We start from the raw sequence: 21,841 nt of genomic DNA on the forward strand, positions 1-21,841 counted from the left end.
GGCCTGTTAGACATGGATGTTCCCCCATGATTTTTATTGTTAATTCGTAGAGTTGCATGTGTGCGCATCCGGCGCTGGCAATTCGATACTTCTCCGATCAGACATCCCTTACTGGCGATCGGAACTACAGGGAATCGTCAACGACTGTATCCAAATGAAACAGGCAATGCAATCGAATTTGAACTGATTCACAAAACAGTCTGTCGCAATGGGGGATAATGATCAAAAGCAGTGATAAAAGATATAGTTTGAAATGATAAAAAGGGTCAGGTCACCTAAGGCAACCTGACCCTGTGTCACACTAAAGACGGATATCAGAACTGCATCAATACCCGGGCATAAAGACGACGGCCACGACCGTCAAACTGATAGGCGTCATAGTTCAGCGCGCCGGCGTAGTGGAACGGCAACTCCGCATTAAAGGCATCATGTGCACCTACTGTAAACAGGGTGGTGCCCATATTCTGATTAGCCCATTCATGTACGTAGTTGTATTGCAGGTCCACGCTGTTATAGCTGGAAATCGAACGGTTGACGATGGAACGCACGTAATCGTTACCATTGTCATAGGCATCCTGATAGTCCAGGTTCTGATAGGAACCTACCATACGATTAATGACCGTCACGCTGTGTCTGGCATCCAGGCTACTCCAGCTCAGGGTCAGATTGCCTTTCAGGTCTGGCAGTGATCTGACCAGCAACCCATCGCCCGTTGTACCCGACGCATCAAAAATGCCTGTTTCACGCAGACCAAGCTCGAGCCCGGGCACATCACTCAACGTGTACTGGTTCACGTAGGTAAAGTCCGAACTGATCCTGAATCGGCCGATATCGGTATTCCAGGTATAGCCAATTTTCAGATCCACACCATCAGCGGTTACTTTGCCTGCATTAATGGCCGCAGCGCTGATTGTAATCAGACTGGCGACTGTGCTGCCTGCCGCCCTGACCACACCGTCAACAACATAGGTGCGGGGATCGACCACACAATCCAGGCGAGACAGCGGTATCACCTGTCCAGACGGTGTTTTTGACGCTTCCGGATCACTACCCCATTGAGCCTCCAATGCATCGGGATCACATGAGGCAAAAGGTGGTAATCCAGCATAGGCGGCCGTCGGACTGCTGGCAATCGTGCCGTTGTAAACGTAATTTGACTTGTTGGCAGCAGCTGCAGAGAAGGCCTCAATTTCATGGCCAATCGCGGAAATACCCGGTTGAGGCATAACCCGATCCTCCACCTCAAAGCGCCAGAAATCCGCATTAACACTCAATCCCTCGAAAACGCCACCGGGCGTCCAGATGAAGCCGGCGCTGAAGGTATCAGCATACTCGTTGCCTATATCCGGAGCCGGAGACCCCACTGTATAGGTAAACTCAGGTTCCGCATTTTCATTAGTGGGCGGCACCATGCCGGCACGCACGGCCTGAGCACTGATCGGATCGCGGAAAGTTACACTGCTGGCCTCCAGCCCTTCCAACTGCACGCCGATGTTAGGCGCCCGGAATGACTGAGAGTAAGAGCCACGCAACAGGAATGAGTCGGTTGGCCGCCAGCTCAAGGCAACTTTGGGCGTCAATTCGCCACCGATCTGACCGCCGTAGTCCTCATAACGCAGTGCCACCTGGGACTCCACCCGATTCAGGAACGGCAGTGACAATTCCAGGAACGCAGCCGATGTATCTCGCGTATGATCATAGTTAAAAATACACATTGAGCATTCAAAGTTGTTTGAAACGTAACGGTACTCATTCGGTCTGCCATCCGGTCCGAAACCGGCAATGGCATTCAGACCCGGCTGATTCATTGCTGGTGCGATGGACTTTGCATTCTGTTCACGGTACTGGCCACCAACCGCAAACTGCGCCATACCACCGGCCATTTCAAACAACTCACCAGACAAGACAGCGTCAAACACAGCCAGTTTGTTGCGTTTGTCCGACCGTCGGATGGTCGGCAACATCCAGTCAATCAGCTCCTGCGAATTGGCCATGTTCGGATCCGATTGGCGGGTCAGGAAGGGATTGTAGAACTCGCAGCCATCCTTGCCATGATTGTTGCTGGTTAATGCCAATGACAGCGATTCATGCGTATTAAACACAAAACCCGGGAAGAACAACTGGGTCATGCTGGCTCCCACAAAATCCCAACCCGTCGGGATTGCCGGAGAAATATGCCCCCGGGCACTGCGGAAATCAAAGTCCGGCACGCCATTGGGTGTACAGTTGGGACCGCCCAGGCCATTGGCCGCCAGATGGGCACGATCACGCTGGAAGGTTTTGTACTCCAGCTCAAAGCTGGTACCACTCCAGGAATAACTGACATCATAGTTAAAGCGCCGGTCATTCATGGCGGTAAACTCACCCCGAATGCCCGCCTGAACCCCAACAGCATCGGTGCGGCTGACCTGATTACCACCGCCGTTGCGCGGTGAGCTGCCGATATTGGGTGCGGCATACATTGGCGCATTCAGCCCCCCATTGCGTATATCAATGGGAGCATTGGTAATGTCAGCCGCTGTCGGTCTGGCCAATCCGATGGCCGGCGCGAAATATCCAAGCTCCATAGGCTGCCCGATGGAGTAACCACCCCAGGCCGGATTGCCCTGGTGCGCCCCGGGCTGAGCCAAAAACATGGTTGGTCCACGGGCGCTGTACGATCCCGCGTCAGAGCGCATGATATCGCTCGTCGAATACTGAGCGAATGAATAGAACTCCGTATTATCATTAAAGGCATGATTAAACGCAGCCGCGACACTGTCCCGCTCCATGCCAACATTCAGCAGGCTCCATTCATAAGTATTCTCGCGACAACTTGTGTTTGGCTGGCCCCGCTCTGATGTCCTGGTGCCGGTAAAATAAGGTGTTCCATCAGCAGAGGTTAGCGAATAACACAGTGGATCGGTGTAGCGAGGATTGGCGTTGCCGCCTTCTGCAATAGCCTGTGCTACTGCTTCATCATTTAAATAGGCAGGGTTGATCTGGGTGCCAAATGCCGCATTGGCCAGAGGCGTACCCATGCCGCCAACAGTACCGGTAAATTCAGAGCGTTCATCAAAATACCGGGCGGCGCTGATCGACACTGGATCGCGCCGGAACATTTCGCCGGACAACACGAAGTGGGTACTTCCTGACTCATTTGCCCAACCCCAGATGGCGCTGACAGTCCGATCCTGGTTATCCATTTCCTTCTCAATAGCCTGAATATCGCCATAGAGTTCAAAACCTTCAAACTGGGTGCGCATGATCACGTTGACCACGCCGGCCACTGCGTCAGAGCCGTATAGTGCAGAGCCACCATCAGTCAGCACTTCCAGTCGTTCCACCATGACCAGTGGAATGGTATTGATATCCACAAACTCTCCACCGGTCGGCGTTGATGTGGCGGCCGGGGTGAAACGTTTACCGTTGATCAGGGTCAGAGTGGAGTTTTCACCGAGGTTACGCAGGTTGATATTTGCCATGCCGGCGGTACCACCCATGACTGCCAGACCACCGTCACTGCCCTCGTTACTGATTGAACCGGAGTTAACTTCAAGATTTTTCACTACATCCCAGATCTGGGCAGCGCCCTGAGCTTCGATGGAGGCACGGTCTACTACCTGTACCGGCGATGGCGCATCCAGCGGACTTCCCCGCAGATACGAGCCGGTTACAATAACTTCTTCAACTTCGGGATCCTGACTTTCCTGAGCCAGTGCAGGCAGACTGCTCAGGCTGGAGACAACGCAAGACAGCACCAGCGCCTTCTTGCGAAAAGCGGGCCATTCAGACATAGCTATTCCCCTACTCTAATAATTTTTATTGTTTGAAAGAACTGCTGTTTAGAGGCCAGAAGCCTTAGCACTTCGATACTACCCCGGCGTTCTTCCTTGGAAATACCGGGACAACAGGGAATCGTTATGGAATGTATCTAATTGAAACAGGCAATGCAACGGCTTTACAAAGAAAAACCGGCAAACCACCCCGAAGGGCAGTTTGCCGGTTTTCACTTTAGCGTCGCAAAGGCGACACTGTTAAGGGACTGGCATCAGAACTGTAACAGAGCCCTTGCATAGAATCGGCGGCCACGGCCATCAAACACCGTCGCATCGTAGTTCAGGGCGCCCGCGTAACGGAACGGCAGGGTGGCATTAAAGGCATCCAGCGCACCTACCGTGAAGATGGCCGTGCCCAGATCCGGGTTACCCCACTCGTGTACATAGCTGTACTGAAGGTCGATACTGTTGTAGCTGTCGATCTTCTCTGAAACGACGGAGCGGACAAAGTCGTTGCCGTTTTCAAAGTTGTTGCGGTAAGCCAGATCACGGTAAGAGCCCACGTAACGGCTAATCAGGGTGACGCTGTGCTGGAGACTATTGCTGCTCCAGTTAAGCGTGATGTTGCCTTTTACATCGGGCAGTGAACGCACCAGCACGCCGTCACCGGTAGTACCGGCCGCGTCAAAGACGCCCGTTTCCAGCAGGCCCAGCTCAAGACCCGGGACATCGCTCAGCTTGTACTGATTAACGTAGGTAAAGTCGGAACTCAGGCGGAAACGACCCATATCGGTTGTCCACTGATAACCCAGCTTCAGGTCAACACCATCGGCCGTCACTTCGCCTGCATTGATGCTGGAGCTGACAATCGTCACCAGAGCACCTTCAGTGCTGCCCTGTGTTCTGACCACATCAGGTACCACGTAGCTGCGCGGGTCAACCACACAATCCAGGCGTGAACCCGGAATGACCTGACCAGTGGCGTTACGCGAGCCATCAGGACTGCTGCCCCACTGCGCCTCCAGCGCTACCGGGTCACAGGCCTGGAACGGCTGCGCCGCATCATTGGCGAGCGAAGAGTTCAGTACATAGTTAGCAGGATTGGCAGCGGCCGCTTCAAAGGCAACCAGCTCCTGGGCGATTGACGAAATACCTGGTTGTGGCATCACGCGGTCTTTTACCTCAAAGCGCCAGAAGTCCGCCCCCACACTCAGACCCTCCAGAGCGCCGTAAGGTGTCCACTGGAATCCCAGTCCATAGGTGTTGGCTGATTCATTGCCAATATTCGGAGCCGGGGCACCCACAGTGTAGGTCGTATTCGGTTGCGCATTGGCATTATCAACGGCCGCCAGTCCGGCACGCACTGCCTGATTGCGCAGCGGATCACGGAAGGTGATTGAGCTGGCCTCGAGACCTTCTCGCTGCACACCCACATTGGGCGCACGGAAGGACTGCGAAAATGAACCGCGAATCAGCAGCTCATCGATCGGGCGCCAGCTGGCGGCAACTTTGGGCGTCACTTCACTGCCAATGCTGTCACCGTAGTCTTCCCATCGCAAGGCAAACTGCGTTTCCACGTTATTGATCAGCGGCAACGAGAACTCACTGAACACAGCTTTGACGTCACGATCATGGTCGTAGTTGAAGATACACTGCGAGCACTCGTAGTTGTTGCTGACATAGTGGAACTCATCCGGACGACCGTCCGCACCCCATCCCAGAATCGCATTGGGGAGACCCGGATCATTCAGATACGGAGCCCTGGACTTGTTGTTTTGTTGTCGATACTGGGCACCCACCGCAAACTGAGCCATGCCGCCACTCATCTGGAACAGATCGCCTGACAGGACGGCATCAAAAACAGCCAGTTTGTTGCGCTTATCCGCGCGGCGCACCGTGGGAGTCATCCAGTCAATCAATTCCTGGCTGTTACCAAGACTGGCATCAGTCACGGAAGTCAGGAAGGGATTGTAGAACTGACAACCATCCTGACCATGATTGTTACTAGTCAGGGCCAGCGACAGGCTTTCACGGGTAGTGTGGACAAACCCGGGGAAGTAATACTGGGTGAACGTGCCACCGAGGAAGTCCCAGAATGTCGGCAATGCGGGAGAGATGTGACTTCTGGCGCTCAGAAAGTCAAAATCGCTCACACCGTTAGGCGTACAGTTCGGACCACCCAGACCGTTAACAGCCAATTCCGCCCGGTCGCGCTGGAATGTCTGATATTCCAGTTCGAAGCTGGTGCCGCTCCAGGAGTAGCTGACGTCATAGTTGAAGCGGCGGTCGTTGACCGCAAAAAACTCACCACGCACACCCGCCTGCACACCGACGGTTTCAGTCAGGTTAACGTTGGTATTGCCACCCTGGCGCGGGAAGTTACCGATCTGCACGTTGGCAGACATGGGTACATTCGGGCCACCGTTAGCAAGTGCGATGGGTGCATTGGGGATGTCGGCAGCCGTCGGGCGGCTCAGACCAATGGCCGGCGCGAAATAACCCAGCTCGGCGGGCTGTCCGATAGAATAGCCAGCCCAGGCAGGATTGCCCTGATGCGAGCCCGGAGCGGCCAGAAACATGCTGGGGCCGCGCGCGGTTACATAACCGGAATCAGAGCGCTCAATATCACTCTTGGACCACTGAGCAAATGAATAAAACTCAGCGGCTTCGCTGAAGCTGTGCATAAAAGAGGCCGACAGACTGTCGCGCTCCATGCCGACGTTTAGCAAGCGCCACTGCGCATCATTTTCACGGCATACAGAACTGGGCTGCCCACGCTGGGAAGTGCGGGTACCCCAGAACAGGGCGGAACCATCCGCCGCAGTCAGGTCATCACACAAAGGATCGGTATAACGCAGCGAGCTGGTGCCACCCTCGGATATCGCCTGGTCAACAGCTGCCTGGTTAATATAGGCAGGATTAACCCGCGCACCAAACGCTGCCTGATTGATCAGGGTGCCCATGCCGCCGACCGGGGCGGTAAATTCAGAGCGATTGTCGTAAAAGCGTGCTGCAGTCACCGGCACGGCGTCGCGACGGAATACTTCACCTGCCAACACCAGATTGGTATTGCCACTGTCGCTGGCCCAGCCCCAGATGGCGCTGGCGGTGCGATCCTGATTACCCATCTCTTTCTCAAGAGCCTGGACATCACCATACAGCTCCAGTCCCTCAAACTCGGTGCGCATAATGATGTTCACAACACCTGCCACAGCGTCAGAACCATACAGTGCTGATCCGCCATCGGTCAGCACTTCGACACGATCAACCATCACCAGCGGGATGGTGTTGATGTCAACAAACTCTCCGCCCGACGGTGTGGTGGTGGCGGCAGACACCTGACGCTTTCCGTTCACCAGTGTCAATGTGGAGTTTTCACCCAGGTTACGCAAATTGACGTTGGCTGTACCGGACAGGTTGCCCAGCGCCGCATTGCCACCATCGGCACCTTCATTGGAAATTGAACCGGAGTTGATTTCGAGATTTTTGATGACGTCCCAGACCTGGGATGCGCCCTGCGCTTCGATTGATGATCTGTCAACAACCTGCACCGGTGATGGTGCATCAAGGGGGCTACCGCGCAGATAGGAACCCGTGACAACTACTTCTTCTATATCTGACTCCGCACCGCTTTGCGCAACTGCCGGGATACTGGCGACCCCTGACATGATTCCCGCAATAGCAAGCGCCAGACTCTTATCTCCAAGCCATCTGGACATGAGTGACTACTCCTGATTTTTGTTATGTAAAATACCTGAACAGCGGTTACATGTTGCTCATTTTTCAAGGCTGTTTACGACTACACCGCGGCGTCCGGCCAGCAACAGGCGGATAAAAGACACGCGGTACCACTGTGAACAGCAGGGCAACGATAGCCAATAGAGCGAGCGTTTGCAATCGGTATAACGGCAAAAAAGTGCCATCCGTCCTTTATCAAAATCAAAAATATTGCATATTAATCGGAGTGATTTTCAGCTTGTACACATAGCTCAGGAACACCGCCATGAGTTAGACTGAACGACCGATCAATCCCGGACTGAGCTGTGGCTGGAATATTGCGAAAACTGCGACAACTGCTGTGGACAACACTGCTGCTGATTGCACTGCTGACTGTTGTGCTGCCCGCGCTGCTGGGTTTTGTCCTGCGCCAGCAGATCAACCCGCTTTTGCTGGAGTTGGGTAATCGTCCGACAGAACCCGGACAACTGACATTGCACCTTGACCGGGTCGATGCCGGCCTGCTTCGTAGTGACTATTATCTTTATATGACTGGCAATGTGCTGTCTGTTTCCGGAACCCAGCCTGCGTCGCAGAGACTGCTGTTATCAGTGGCGCACGGTCCGGTCATCTGGCACCTGTTCGACAGTCTGCTGGCGATTGCCGAGATTCAGCTGATCAATCTCAGTCCGGTCACAGGAGCAGACACACCTCATTTGTCCGGATCTGCTCTGCTGACCCTGGACAACGGGTTCAATGTGCAACTCAAAGCCATTACCGGCTTCAGTGCCCTGGGGGGCAATCACTGGCTGGATATTCGCGGCAACTGGCCGGCACTGGCAATGCTGCTAGGGCCGATGGCCATACTGCGTCAACTGGACGCCCGATTGACCCTGGATGCCGATGCAGCCGCCCTGGCTGTCAGTCCGGCCGCCGACGCCTTACAGGTATATGAGCAACAGGGTTGGACACATATAAGGGGCAGCCGGGCACATACTCAAATGCTCCTGGCACCGGACAGTCTGAGCATTAACGGCAGCGCTCTCCCCCGACAGCTGCTGTTCGCAGACACTCCAGACGCAACACCTTAAACGCACTATCAATTTCGTGTAGAATAGCCGAGTATTTTTCTAGGGTATTCACCTTTATCATGCAGAAACCCCGACACCTGTTCTCGTATCCCCGCTACTGGGCTGAATGTTTTGGCACCGCACCGTATTTGCCCATGTCACGTGCAGAGATGGACGCACTGGGCTGGGATAGCTGCGACATCATCATTGTGACTGCCGATGCCTATGTCGATCACCCAAGCTTTGGCATGGCCATTGTCGGCCGCCTGCTGGAGGCCCAGGGGTTTCGCGTGGGCATTATCGCCCAGCCCGACTGGCACAGCGCAGAACCATTTAAAGCGCTCGGGCAGCCAAATCTGTTTTTTGGTGTCACCGGCGGTAATATGGATTCCCTGATCAACCGCTACACGGCAGACCTGCGTATCCGCAGCGATGATGCCTACACGCCGAACGCCGAACCAGGCAAACGACCGGATCGCTCCGTGATTGTCTACAGCCAGCGCTGTCGGGAAGCCTATTACGAGACACCGATCGTGATTGGTGGTATCGAAGCCAGCCTGCGCCGTATTGCCCAGTATGATTACTGGAGTGACCAGGTACGTCAGTCCATTCTGATCGACTCAAATGCAGACATCCTGCTTTACGGAAATGCCGAACGTGCATTAGTCGAAGTCGCCCACCAGATTGCAGGCGGCAAAAGCACTGAGGAATTGACCGATATTCGTGGCACGGCCTTTGTGCGTCGTTCTATTCCGGCGGGCTGGACAGAAATCGACTCGACCCGAATCGACTGGCCGGGCAAAATTGACCAGATTCCAAACCCTTATGACGTGCCTCACGACCAGGTGACTGAGCCGGATGCCCGAAAAAAAGGCGAGAGCAACACGGCACCCACTGACTCAGAGGTCAGTGCGGTGCGCATTATTCCTCTTCCGCTGCATCGCAAATACGACAGCGATCCAGAACACACCTACATCCGGCTGCCAGCCTACCACAAAGTAAAAAAAGACCCGGCGCTCTACGCGCATGCCTCGCGTGTCTTGCATCAGGAGTCCAACCCTTACAACGCCAAAGTGCTGGTACAGCAGCATGGCACGCTGGATGTCTGGGTGAATCCGCCACCCATTCCGCTGGAAACAGATGAGATGGACGCCGTTTTTGATCTGCCTTATCAGCGTCGGCCACATCCCGTCTACGGTGATGCCAGAATACCGGCCTATGACATGATCAAGACCTCGGTCAACATCATGCGCGGCTGTTTTGGTGGCTGCACCTTCTGCTCGATCACTGAACATGAAGGGCGTATTATTCAAAGTCGCTCAGAAGAATCCATATTGCGGGAAATCGAAAAGATCCGCGATCAGGTGCCGGGCTTTACTGGCACTATTTCGGATCTGGGCGGGCCAACTGCCAACATGTACAAGCTGAACTGCAAGTCGCACGACATTCAGAAAAACTGCAAGCGCCTGTCCTGTGTGTACCCGACCATCTGTCAGCATCTGAACACCGATCACAGTCCGACCACACAGCTGTACAGAAAAGCCAGAGCCATTCCCGGCGTCAAGCGCGTCGCTATTGCATCGGGACTGAGGTATGACCTGGCTGTCAAAGATCCGGAATACGTTGAAGAGCTGGTGACTCATCATGTCGGCGGCTACCTGAAAATTGCCCCCGAACACAGCGAAGAAAAAACGCTGTCAAAAATGATGAAACCCAGCATCAGTGCCTATGATGAGTTCAAACGAATGTTTGACGAGTTCTCTGCAAAAGCTGGCAAGAAACAATATCTGATTCCCTATTTCATCGCTGCCCATCCGGGTTCAGACGACGAAGACATGATGAATCTGGCGCGCTGGCTGAAAACATATAAATTCAAGCCGGATCAGGTTCAGACATTCTATCCGTCACCCATGGCACTGGCGACGGCCATGTATTACTCCGGCAAAAACCCGCTGAAAAAGGTTACTTATAAAAGCGAATCGGTCAGTGTCTGCAAAGACATCGAGCAGCGCCGCGTGCAAAAAGCCTTTCTACGCTACCACGATGAAAAGAACTGGCCACTGCTGCGCCAGGCACTGAAGCAGATGGGACGCGCTGACCTGATTGGCAGTGCACCGCACTGTCTGGTGCCGGACGACAAACCGGTTCATAAGCATCGAGGCAAACGCAAGCCTGTCAGAAATACCGCCAAAAGACGCGTACACTGACACTGTCAGAAAAAGCGGGGCCGGCATAACCGTCAGCCCCGCCAGTCAGAACCGAATTCAGGTCGACATTTATTTCTTGTTTTTAAGTGCCTGCTCAAACAGTGCCGCCATCGTGCCTGTCTGTCGTTTGTTCTGTGATGCGGCGCCAAAATCCTTTTTACCGCGCGTAGAGGCCGGCCGGGCAGCCGGGCGGGCAGAACGGCTTTCACCAGGTTGCGGCAGCGGATCATCCAGGCGCATGGTCAACGCAATGCGCTTGCGCTCGCGATCAACCTCCAGCACCTTTACTTTCACAATCTGGCCGGCATTAACAACTTCATAGGGATCCTTGATAAATTTGTCAGACAGCGCCGAAATGTGTACCAGGCCGTCCTGATGTACACCAATATCAACAAAAGCCCCGAAGTTGGTGACATTGGTTACCGTGCCCTCCAGCACCATGCCAGGCTCCAGATCCTTGATCTCTTCCACGCCTTCTTTCAGGTTGGCTGTTTTGAACTCACCGCGCGGATCGCGGCCGGGTTTTTCCAGCTCTTTCAGAATATCTCGCACCGTAGGCAGTCCAAACTTCTCAGTGACATAGTCCTGCGCCTTCAGTGTGCGAAGAAATACCGCATCTCCAATCAAAGAGCGCAGATCTCTGTTATTGCGGCGGGCAATCTCTTCAACCAGGGGATATGATTCCGGGTGAACAGAGGAACCGTCCAGCGGATTATCGCTCTCGATAATCCGCAAAAAGCCAGCCGCCTGTTCAAAGGACTTCTCACCGAATCGTGGTACTTTTTTCAGCTCTTCGCGGGAGCGGAATTGACCATTTTTGTCACGAAATTCCAGAATATTATTGACCAGAGACTGGTTAAGACCCGAAACACGTTTCAGCAATGGCGCCGATGCGGTATTCACATCCACGCCGACCGCATTCACGCAATCCTCAACCACAGCGTCCAGACTGCGTGACAATTTCACCTGACTGACATCATGCTGATATTGACCAACACCAATGGACTTGGGTTCAATTTTGACCAGCTCAGCCAGCGGGTCCTGAAGACGACGAGCGATTGATACTGCACCACGAATCGTCACATCCAGATCCGGCAGCTCCTGGGATGCAAACTCCGAAGCTGAATAAACTGATGCACCGGCCTCGTTCACCATCACCTTCTGCAATTTGAACTGCGGAAAATTTTTGCTGAATTCACCCACGAACTGATCCGTCTCCCGCGAGGCGGTACCATTGCCAATGCTGATCAGTTCAACCTGATATTTTTCACACAGGGCTTTTAGCACAGCCGCAGCTTCGGCAGTTTTGTGCTGCGGTGCATTTGGAAAAATAGCAGCGTAGTCCAGGACTTTGCCTGTCTGATCAACTACACACAGCTTCACACCCGTGCGTAGTCCGGGATCCAGACCGATTGTAACTTTTTTACCGGCCGGCGCCGCCAACAGCAGATCCTTGATATTACGCGCAAATACTTCGATTGCGCCCTCTTCAGCCTGCTCACGCAACTGTGTCAGAAAATCGGTCTGCAGGTGAGTATGTATCTTGACCCGCCAGGTCCAACGCACCACATCCTGCAGCCACTTGTCGGCGGCACGGCCTTCATCGCTAACCTTCCAGTGAGCGCCAATCATGCCCTCACAGGGATGCCGCACCGGCGGGGCGTCGGCATCCACAGGGATATCTATCTTCAGATTCAGAATGCCTTCATTACGCGCACGGAACAGCGCCATAACCCGGTGCGAGGGAATTTTATTAATCGCTTCAGAGAACTCAAAATAATCGCGATACTTGGCACCTTCCTGAGCCTTACCTTCGACCAGCTCGGAAATCATGTGTGCATTCTGCCAGAAATAATCACGAAGTCGGCCCAGCAAGGCTGCGTCTTCACCAAAACGCTCGATGAGAATATATCGGGCTCCTTCCAGCGCTGCTTTGCTGTCCTCCACACCCGCTTCTGTGTTGATATAGGCCTTTGCTTCTGTTTCCAGATCGAGAGCCGGATTTGCATACAGCGCATCAGCCAGCGGCTCAAGCCCGGCTTCGCGGGCAATCTGTGCGCGGGTACGACGCTTGGGCTTGTAGGGCAGATAAAGATCTTCCAGGGTGTTTTTTGCCGTCGCCTGGCGAATTTTTGCTTCCAGCTCAGGTGTCAGTTTTTCCTGCTCGGCGATGCTTTTCAGAATCACCTCACGACGATCTTCCAATTCACGCAGGTAAATCAGGCGCTCCTGCAGGCGGCGCAACTGCGTATCATCCAGACCACCGGTCACTTCCTTGCGGTAACGGGCAATAAACGGCACGGTTGCCCCTTCGTCCAGCAAGTTCACCGTAGCGACAACCTGTTCAGCTCTGGCACCGATTTCCCCGGCGATCTGTTCATACATGGCGGTTAACACGAATTACTTATCCTTCTGATTATTCTCAGGGTCTTGATGGGCGTTGGCGCGTCTGACGTGATCATCGATATAGGTCAGCACACCTCGTAATATATTGATTTCCATTGCGTCCGGCCGAATACGACCAAACAGCCGACGCATGCGTGGCATCAGCAGTCGCGGATTTTTGGGATCGTGAAAATCCATATCAACCAGCACTTGCTCCAGGTGTTCATAGAACAGTTCAAGCTGGTGATTATCTGCTTTGGGCACATCCCAATACTCTGCTTCAACGCTCGGGTCGTAGAAGTCACCACTGTTCACGGGCTGCGGAATTTGCCCGGTTTTTTGTGCTTCAAGCATCGCCAGCCGCACTTCATAGCAGATCACCATGACAGCGGCCGCCAGATTAAGTGAGCTATAGGCCTCATCGGCAGGAATCTGCACGTGATAGTGGCAGAGCTGCAGCTCCTCGTTGTTCAGACCGCTGTCTTCACGGCCAAAAACGAGTGCTACTTTACTCTGGCCGGCATCGGCCACCACATGGTTGGCGCATTGGCGTGGAGTCAGCACCGGCCATGGCATCTTTCGGGACCTCGCACTGGCACCAATCACCAACGCGCAATCAGAGACCGCCGCCTGCAGGTCCGGAAACACTTCAGCGCGCTCCAGCACATCGGTTGCTGAGGCTGAACGCCAAACCGCAACATCACTGGGATAGTCTCGCGGATCAACCAGCCTCAGGTTCGGAATACCCATATTTTTAAGGGCCCGGGCCGCCGCCCCGATATTACCGGGGTGTGATGTGTTAACCAGCACAACGTGGATATTGGAAAAATCTGGACGTATCAATGTGACTCTCCGGTTCTACAGGCAAATCGGTTGGCGATTATAACAACTAGTTAAGGACTGTCTGCCAGCATTTTGCTATGATTGCCCGCTTCAAGGTTTTTAACTGTCAATCTGATCACACTATGCATCCAGCCATTAATATTGCCCTGCGCGCTGCCCGCAGCGCTGCTGAACAAATCGCCCACGTCGCAGATCGTCTGGATCGCGTCACTGTCGTCGAGGACCATGCCGGTAACCTGGTGACCAGCATGGATCTGGATGCCGAGCGCACCATTCTCTATCACCTGCGCAAGGCTTATCCGGATTTCAGTGTGGAGTCACGGATCAGCGGGTTTACCGAAGGCGCGGATCGCGACAATATCTGGTTGATTGACCCGATTGCCGGCAATCGCAATTTCCAGCGTGGTGCCGGTCAATTCTGTGTGTCCATCGCGCTGAAAACGTCACGCGGCATCACTCATGCCGTGTTGGTCAACCCCACCAGCAATCAAGAGTTCACTGCCAGCAAAGGTGATGGTGCTCAGCTTAATGCGACCCGTATTCGTGCCGGCAAGGCTACCAGCCTGGATCGCGCCATGGTGGCGCTGGATGGCGCACCGGATGGCGAACCTGTGGTCATGCAGAAAATGCTCTCAGATTTGATAAACATGTCTGCGCAGGTTCGCATCAGCGGTTGCCCGCCCATGGATATGGTAAATGTCGCCGCAGGTCGGCTGGATGCAGCCTGGTGTGCGCAGCAAACGGAATGCACAATCGCTGCCGCCAGGCTGATACTATTAGAAGCCGGTGCCCTGCTGGGCGATCCGCAGGGCAATCCCCAGACTGCAAACAGCAAGGAACTGCTGTTCAGCAACCCCAAATGCTTCAAACATCTGCTGCAGATACGACAGGGCATCACTATCTGATATGGCAGAAAACCGGCGCAGTTCACGGCACAACCTGACAGAAGGGCCCATCGCGGCCACTCTGATCAAAATGACATTGCCGATGATTCTGGGCATGTTGATGATGTTCAGCTTCAACCTGGTGGATACCTTTTTCATCAGTATGCTGGGTACCGAAGCACTTTCTGCCATCAGCTTCACCTTTCCCGTGACTTTCACGTTGATGAGCCTGGCCATCGGCCTGAGCATCGGCACATCGGCGGTTGTTGCCAAATACATTGGCCGCGGTGAGCATGAAAAGGCCAAGCAGGCATCCACCGTCACCAACTATGTCGCCATAGCACTGGCAGCAGCACTGGCCGCAATAGGCTATCTGCTGATGGATGAAATATTCCTGCTGATGGGGGCGCCGCAGTCCATGCTGCCGACAATACGCCTCTATATGGACATCTGGATGCCAACCAGCGTGATGCTGGTGGCTATTATCTGTGCCAACTCAGTGCTGCGTGCCAATGGCGATACCCGCACGCCCAGCATCCTGATGGCGGCTGCCGGCCTGATCAATGCGGGACTGGATCCCATCTTTATTTTCGGATTCGGCCCCATCCCGGCGATGGGCATACAGGGCGCTGCCATCGCCACCATGATTTCCTGGATCGCAGGCGTCGTCTTTCTGTTTTACTTCCTGGCCATTCGTCATGAGCTGATTTATCGCGGCGTCCCGACCGGCCCGGTGTTTAAAACCTCCGCACTGGAGATGTTAAAGATCGGTATACCTGCCTCAGGGGCCAATATGATGACCCCGATTGCAGCAGGTATCATGACGGCGATTGTCGCCAGCTACGGCGAAACGGCGGTGGCCGCTTTCGGTGTTGGCTCCCGCCTGGAATCGATTGCCTGTATGGTGATACTGGCACTGTCCAGCACGCTGCCGCCCTTTGTCAGCCAGAACCTGGGCGCTGGCAAGCTGGACCGGATAGAAGATGCCTGCCGCCAGTCCGTGCGCTTTGTACTGGGCTGGCAGATGCTCATCTACATCGTGATGGCGCTGGGCGCGTCGCTGATTGCCTGGATCTTCACGCGTGATACCGAGGTCGCCGATATTATCCGGCTTTATATCTGGATCATGCCGCTGGGTTACGGCATGCAGGGCGTCATAATCTTGTGCAATTCGGCACTGAACGCCATCCATAAACCCATGGTTGCGCTGTATCTGAGCATTGCCCGCTTTTTTGTGTTTTATGTGCCGCTGGCCTGGATCGGCAGTCAGTTCTGGGGATTGACCGGTATTTTTGTCGGGGCTTTTGCTGGCAACCTGCTAATGGCCATACTGTCCTGGATTGTGTTTAAACGCGTACTCAATCTGGAAAAAGCACAGATGCTGCCAGCATGACCGCGACTACATTTGCACCGGCACCAATCAGGGACTTCTGAACAATCCTCTCAGACCCTTCATCAGGCTACCGGTGCGACTGGCCGCCACGACCGGATCAGCTGTCGCAGCAGCACTGTCGAGCTCGGCTGACTCAGCGTCGGTCGCCAGTGACAGACTCTTATCTTCCATTTTCACGATTCGCGGCGCATCTTCGCCGTCAGCAAAGCTCAATCGGTTATTCTTCTCCTGGAATTCGAGCATTTCAAAGCAGATTTTCTCGAACTCATCCTGCGGGAGGAGATCCGGACGCTCCTGGAGATTCAGGAAGAATCGACGATTCATGGAACCAGACAGGTAGTGCAGATTCTTCTTGTCCTTGATCAACAGACCTTCCCGCTCAGCCAATTCGTACAACGGCGTACCACGCAATGGAATGTAGTTAAAAAAGAAGAAAAACTCCGGAGCAATGCGCTTGTTCAGTTCAAGTGTCTGGCGCATGTTCTCCGCTGTTTCCAGTGGCATACCAACGATATTAAATGTCAGGCGATTGATGCCTGCTTTTTTGCAATTCTCTGCCGCATCGATCACTTGCTGATTGGTCATTTTTCGGCCCAGCATGGTGCTGCGATAGGTCTCATCACCACTTTCAATGCCAAACCAGATAGTGTGACATCCAGCCGCAGCGGCTTTTTCGCAGAACTTTTCATTCATCACTTCAACGCGCGAATTGATCGAGAAGGGCAGGCCCACTTGATCCTGATAAAGCTCAAAAAAAGCATTCACAAACTTGAGGTTGGACAGGAACAGCTCATCCCAGAACTCAAAATATCCGGCGCCATATTTATCACGCAGGCGGATCAGCTCATCCACCATGGCCTGCGGTTCGTACTTGCGAAGAAACTCTTTTTTGTTTTTCCAGCCTTCCAGCAAAGGAGTATTGCAGCAATAGGTGCACCGATAGGGACAACCCCGCCCGGTCATGACCGGCAGCACCAGTTTTTCCTTGGGTCCGAAAATCGATGTATTGACGTTCTGAAAACCATCTTCCTTTTCAAAGATGTCGTAGTCCGGGAAAGGCAAAGCCGCCAGGTCGCCGATCTGATGAGCGTCGGTTTCAAACACAGAGCCATCGGCCATGGTCTCCCACATACCATCAACCGGACCATCTTTACTGCCGCGCAGAAACTGCACCAGGTTGCCCATGGCATACTCACCATCGCCGGTGCAGATAAAGTCGATATCGGGGTTCTCAATAGTCTGCTGTTGCGACAACATGGCCTGATAACCGCCCACACAGATCGCTGTTTCGGGAAGCCGCCGCTTTAGTTCGGAAAAATATGGCAGCATCGGGAACCAATGCGGACTCATCACCGAGAACGCCACAATGTCCGGTTTGATTTCGGCAATGGATGCTGCAAAGTTCTCCGGCGAATACGCCTGTTCATCGCGCAGAATCAGTATAGGCTTAAGGATAACCTCAACCCACGGAAAATCACGTTTCAGGTAAGCTGAAATGCTGGCCAGCGGCATGGCGACCTCATTTCCATCGGGCGAGTAAAAACTCAGCACCAGCTTTAACTTGCGGCCCGCTGCCTTACCGTGCCAGCGCGACAGTTCCTGTGGATAGACAGGACGCTCGCGACTGACAGCAATTACATCCGCGACTGAAGTCATATACTCCTCTCGGTTGGCTATTCGTGGGAAATAATACCACCCCATCGACCGCACATGAAAGGATTGCTGACACGGATAATCGGAAAGTCACCTTTGCCCTGTGCTGCATTTGATTTATGCTTCCGAGACTTGCGACTCAGAAACACGTAAACGCGATGGTCTGTACTATGAATGATCTGCTGGAAAAACTGCACAACCGTGTATCGGCCCCCAGACTTACCGGGCCTGAACCCGACGCTTCGCAACTCGACGCCATCTATCGGGCAGCATTGCGGGCCGCCGACCACGCGCTGCTGCGACCCTGGCGTTTCCTGGTGATAAAAGGTGACGCCAGATATCGGCTGGGAGACTTATGGGCCAAGGCTTGTCACCTGGACAATTGCGAGATCTCCCCGGAAGAACTGCAGGCGCAGCGCAATAAACTCCTGCGCGCGCCCATTATTATTGTTGGTATCGTCAGCCCTAAAGAGCACCCAAAAGTCCCCGTTACCGAGCAACACCTGTCAGCCGGTGCTGCACTGCAGAACATGCTCAATGCCGCTCATGCCCTGGATCTGGGTGCTATCTGGCGCACTGGCCCAATGGCCGAACATCCGCTTGTCCTAGAGGGTCTGGGCTTGCAACCGCATGAAGCAATTATAGGTTTTCTTTATCTGGGGCAGGTTGATGGTCCCCGGCGTCCCTTGCGCCCGGAGCCCACTACCCCTTATTTTCAGGAATGGTAAATGTCAGAACAACACTCAAAAATAAAAATAATGCGCACGACCGTTTTCTGCACACCTCTCGTGACGCCTTTGTTGCGCGGACTGTCGTCACTGATTCTCTGGCTGATGGGCTGGAAGGCCATCGGTAAACCCATCAAGGATCAACGCTTTGTATTGATTGGAGCTCCGCATACCAGCAACTGGGATTTCCCTTTGATGCTTATGGTGGTGTTGAAATTACGCTTGCGGCTGCACTGGATGGGCAAACACAGCCTGTTCCCATTCCCGGTTGGCGGGGTGATGCGCTGGCTGGGAGGCATTCCAATTGACAGGACACGCCATCATGGTGTGGTCGATCAGGTCGTGCAGCAGTATGGGGAAAATCCCGAGCTTGTAGTTCTGGTGCCACCTGAAGGCACCCGTTCCAGGGTCAAGGACTGGAAGACCGGCTTTTATCACATCGCTAATAACGCTGGTGTACCCATCCTGATGGGCTATCTGGATGTCAGCCGAAAAGAAGCCGGACTGGCCGACTTCTTTAATCCCACAGGTCACGTTGACGAGGATATGCGTGCCATACGTCAGTTTTATGCTGACAAAAAAGGCATCAGGCCAGAGAACGCTGATTAACAAGCGGAGTCTGCTGCGCCGCATTGACATCATAGTTGAGTGCATTCAAGACGTGCTGCAAGGTAAATCCGGCGAAGGTATCAATACTGGTTTTCATTTGCTGAAACTTCCAGCGCTTCAGGTACCACTGCTGCAGCATCGCTGTAGTCGCCGCTGCCAACAAACCCAGATCGTCATCGTAAGAGAAAACGCCTGCGTCGATACCCTGTCTGAAAATGGACTTCAAACGCTCATCAAATTTCTGTTCCATCTGAGTGGCAGCTTCCCGCTGCTGTTTATCCAGACCCTTGGCTTCAATAAAGCAGAAGTAGTACCACTGATGCATAATATCGTTCATGTAAATATCAGCGAATAAGGCGGCTTTCAGGTGCTCATAGGGCGGCAGGTTGTGATTGCTGATATCCGACATGACATCATCAATCGTCTGGCGCACAACAGCTTCGATGGCTGAGGCAAGGTCACTTTTGCTGCCAATATACGCGTACAGACCGCCCATGCTGATCTCGGTTTCCCGGCTCAGGTCGCGCAGGCTCATGGAATGGAACCCCTGGCTGTTTGCCAGGCGAAACGTGCAGGTGAAGATTTTCTGCAGATTACGCAGCGCCGTTTTGCCGTTTTTGATCTGCATACGGTCATGATGCACCGCAAAGACCCGCTCCCACAGAGGCTCGCCTTCCAAAGGCCAGGCCTTGCGAAAGGCTTTCACTGAAGTGTTGTGGGGCCATACGTCAGCCATGGATTCAACTGCCATCCAGCGTTACTCCTGATCAATTGTTTTTTATAATTCTCTAATACCGTTCGCACTATCACAGCAGCCTGTATCGAACAGTACAATTCCCTTGAAGATCAGGAAGTTTACACCAAGACACCACTATTAACCAATGCGCTGACTACCGCATAAAGGCCAGAAAAAGCACACAGCAGCAGAGAGCCACCCCTGAGCAAGCCCGGCGACATGCGATGCATGGTTCTGCGAGCCACCCAGAAACCAAGCACGGTTGCCGGCACCAAAGGCAAAGAAAGTGCGACATGCAACCAGCCAAAATGGCCGATCGGTGCCAGGATCAGCAAAGAGATGATGCAACTGACTGTAAAAAAAGCGGCCAGATTGGCGCGAATCAGCGCCACGTTCTGATGCTGCCATAACAGGGCCATGGGCGGCCCGCCAATGGAGGTACTGGTGCCCATAAAACCGGACAAAAAGCCAGCGGCCATCATTCGGCTATTGGTAGGACTCCAGCGTAACGACGTCAGACTCACCACTACTGCAAACAACACCGATATACCGATCCACAGCGCCAGCATGTCCTTATCAATCCACAGCAGTAGTCCGGCCCCTGCCAGCGAACCGGGTATCCGCCCGATGACAGCGGCCTTTAAGCCCTGCAGTGATATGCCATCACGGAAGTACCAGGCATTAATTAACGACAGCACCAGCGCAGACACAGTCACCGGTGCAGGTACAAAATCCGGATTAACAAAAAACAGAACCGGTGCCGCTACCACCGCCAGGCCAAAACCAATGGCCGTCTGTACAAAGGCGCCAACAAACACCAACGCAGCCGCTAAAATAATATCCAAAGTCGTGTCGTCCGCACTGACCAAACATCAAAGGCGCGTATTCTACGCCCCTGCCCTGCTCATCGCCACCAGGCAATCTGGTATACTTCACGCCCATGTATCCCATGTCCTATATCGAACCGGTGTTCCGCCCACCCAGCGAATGGAAGTCCCTGATTCTGCAGGTAACCAACGGCTGCTCGTGGAACAAATGCACATTCTGCGATATGTATACCGCCCCGCAGAAGCGCTTCAAACCCCAGCCCATCGAGGCCCTGGAAGCCCAGGTGCGCGACATCGTGCAGGCCGACCTGCCGGTCTACCGGGTCTTCCTGGCCGACGGCGACGCCATGACATTGTCGACCCGCCGCCTGCACGACATCCTGGACATGCTCAACCGCTGGCTGCCCCACAAACCCCGCATCAGCGCCTACTGCCTGCCCCGCAATCTTCGCAATAAAAGCGTTGAAGACCTTCGCGAACTGCGCGCAAAAGGTCTGAGCCTGCTTTACGTGGGCTGCGAAACCGGCGATGACGAACTGCTGCAACTGATCGAGAAAGGCGAAACTTTCGACAGCTCGCTGGAAGCCCTGCAAAAGATGAAGGCTGCCGGCATCAAAAGCTCGGTCATGGTGCTCAACGGCCTGGGTGGTCCCGAACTCAGCGAGCGCCACGCCATCAACAGCGCTCGCCTGATGAACGCGGCTCAGCCCGAATACCTGTCTACGCTGGTGGTTGAGCTGCCCAACGGCACTGAGCGATTTACAAAGCACTTTGGTGATCGCTGGCGCAAGCTGGGCAAGCTGGAGCTGTTCCGGGAGATGGAAATTTTTCTGGACCATCTGGAGCTGGAGAGCACAATTTTCCGCAGTGATCATGCGTCGAATTATCTGGTTCTGAAAGGTGTGCTGGGCAAGGATAAAGACGCGCTGCTGCAGACCGTGCGGACTGCGATTCATCAGCCGGGGCGCATTGCCTTGCGCGAAGAGTGGCAGCGCGGACTTTGAGGCGCTCACTTCGTAGCGCGCTACGGA

General features: G+C 54.0%; 14 protein-coding genes. 7 read left to right on the forward strand and 7 right to left on the reverse strand.

Features of this window, described 5'->3' with window-relative positions; translation table 11 throughout:
- Positions 1-314: 314 nt before the first annotated feature.
- Positions 315-3,776 carry a TonB-dependent receptor gene (locus tag PS2015_RS10235; RefSeq protein WP_058022149.1) on the reverse strand — a complete coding sequence of 1,154 codons (3,462 nt, stop codon included), beginning with the start codon at positions 3,774-3,776 and terminating at the stop codon, positions 315-317.
- Positions 3,777-4,030: 254 nt separating this feature from the next.
- Entirely contained in the window at positions 4,031-7,477 is a 3,447-nt protein-coding gene (locus tag PS2015_RS10240; protein WP_058022150.1) for a TonB-dependent receptor domain-containing protein, read from the reverse strand.
- A 324-nt stretch (positions 7,478-7,801) separates the two neighbouring features.
- Between PS2015_RS10240 and PS2015_RS10245 the strand changes: the two genes are divergently transcribed.
- Together PS2015_RS10245 and PS2015_RS10250 are read left to right on the forward strand one after the other, a co-directional pair.
- Positions 7,802-8,566 (forward strand): hypothetical protein, encoded by a 765-nt coding sequence (locus tag PS2015_RS10245; RefSeq protein ID WP_058022151.1) that lies wholly within the window; start codon positions 7,802-7,804, stop codon positions 8,564-8,566.
- A gap of 59 nt (positions 8,567-8,625) precedes the next feature.
- Positions 8,626-10,752, forward strand: a complete 2,127-nt coding sequence (locus PS2015_RS10250; protein WP_058022152.1) for a YgiQ family radical SAM protein — start codon at positions 8,626-8,628, stop codon at positions 10,750-10,752.
- Positions 10,753-10,821: 69 nt separating this feature from the next.
- Here PS2015_RS10250 and PS2015_RS10255 read toward each other — a convergent pair whose 3' ends face one another.
- Together PS2015_RS10255 and PS2015_RS10260 are read right to left on the reverse strand one after the other, a co-directional pair.
- The gene (locus PS2015_RS10255) at positions 10,822-13,137 is read right to left on the reverse strand and encodes a Tex family protein (RefSeq protein WP_058022153.1); all 2,316 of its coding nucleotides are present in this window, start codon (positions 13,135-13,137) and stop codon (positions 10,822-10,824) included.
- A gap of 15 nt (positions 13,138-13,152) precedes the next feature.
- Entirely contained in the window at positions 13,153-13,980 is an 828-nt protein-coding gene (locus PS2015_RS10260) for an RNA methyltransferase (RefSeq protein WP_058022154.1), read from the reverse strand.
- A 122-nt stretch (positions 13,981-14,102) separates the two neighbouring features.
- Here PS2015_RS10260 and PS2015_RS10265 point away from each other — a divergent pair, with 122 nt between their 5' ends.
- Together PS2015_RS10265 and PS2015_RS10270 are read left to right on the forward strand one after the other, a co-directional pair.
- Positions 14,103-14,885 (forward strand): inositol monophosphatase family protein, encoded by a 783-nt coding sequence (locus PS2015_RS10265; RefSeq protein ID WP_169792301.1) that lies wholly within the window; start codon positions 14,103-14,105, stop codon positions 14,883-14,885.
- A 1-nt stretch (position 14,886) separates the two neighbouring features.
- A complete protein-coding gene (locus PS2015_RS10270; protein WP_058022156.1) occupies positions 14,887-16,257 on the forward strand; it encodes an MATE family efflux transporter in 1,371 nt (456 codons plus the stop codon).
- A 27-nt stretch (positions 16,258-16,284) separates the two neighbouring features.
- On the opposite strand, the gene PS2015_RS10275 is transcribed toward PS2015_RS10270, so the two are convergent.
- Positions 16,285-17,913 carry a B12-binding domain-containing radical SAM protein gene (locus tag PS2015_RS10275; RefSeq protein WP_058022157.1) on the reverse strand — a complete coding sequence of 543 codons (1,629 nt, stop codon included), beginning with the start codon at positions 17,911-17,913 and terminating at the stop codon, positions 16,285-16,287.
- 167 nt (positions 17,914-18,080) lie between these two features.
- On the opposite strand from PS2015_RS10275, the gene PS2015_RS10280 reads away from it, so the two are divergent.
- Together PS2015_RS10280 and PS2015_RS10285 are read left to right on the forward strand one after the other, a co-directional pair.
- A complete protein-coding gene (locus tag PS2015_RS10280; RefSeq protein WP_058022158.1) occupies positions 18,081-18,638 on the forward strand; it encodes a nitroreductase family protein in 558 nt (185 codons plus the stop codon).
- Positions 18,639-19,247, forward strand: a complete 609-nt coding sequence (locus PS2015_RS10285; protein WP_237113311.1) for a lysophospholipid acyltransferase family protein — start codon at positions 18,639-18,641, stop codon at positions 19,245-19,247.
- On the opposite strand, the gene PS2015_RS10290 is transcribed toward PS2015_RS10285, so the two are convergent.
- Together PS2015_RS10290 and PS2015_RS10295 are read right to left on the reverse strand one after the other, a co-directional pair.
- Complete coding sequence (locus PS2015_RS10290; RefSeq protein WP_058022159.1) at positions 19,225-19,998, reverse strand: TetR/AcrR family transcriptional regulator; 774 nt, start codon at positions 19,996-19,998, stop codon at positions 19,225-19,227. The two genes, PS2015_RS10285 and PS2015_RS10290, sit on opposite strands and share 23 nt — an antisense overlap.
- Before the next feature lie 104 nt (positions 19,999-20,102).
- Positions 20,103-20,828 (reverse strand): sulfite exporter TauE/SafE family protein, encoded by a 726-nt coding sequence (locus PS2015_RS10295; protein WP_082628233.1) that lies wholly within the window; start codon positions 20,826-20,828, stop codon positions 20,103-20,105.
- Positions 20,829-20,923: 95 nt separating this feature from the next.
- Between PS2015_RS10295 and PS2015_RS10300 the strand changes: the two genes are divergently transcribed.
- Positions 20,924-21,814, forward strand: a complete 891-nt coding sequence (locus PS2015_RS10300; RefSeq protein WP_058022161.1) for a radical SAM protein — start codon at positions 20,924-20,926, stop codon at positions 21,812-21,814.
- The last annotated feature ends 27 nt before the right edge of the window (positions 21,815-21,841 follow it).

The sequence above is a fragment of the Pseudohongiella spirulinae genome, assembly GCF_001444425.1.
Lineage (GTDB): Bacteria > Pseudomonadota > Gammaproteobacteria > Pseudomonadales > Pseudohongiellaceae > Pseudohongiella > Pseudohongiella spirulinae.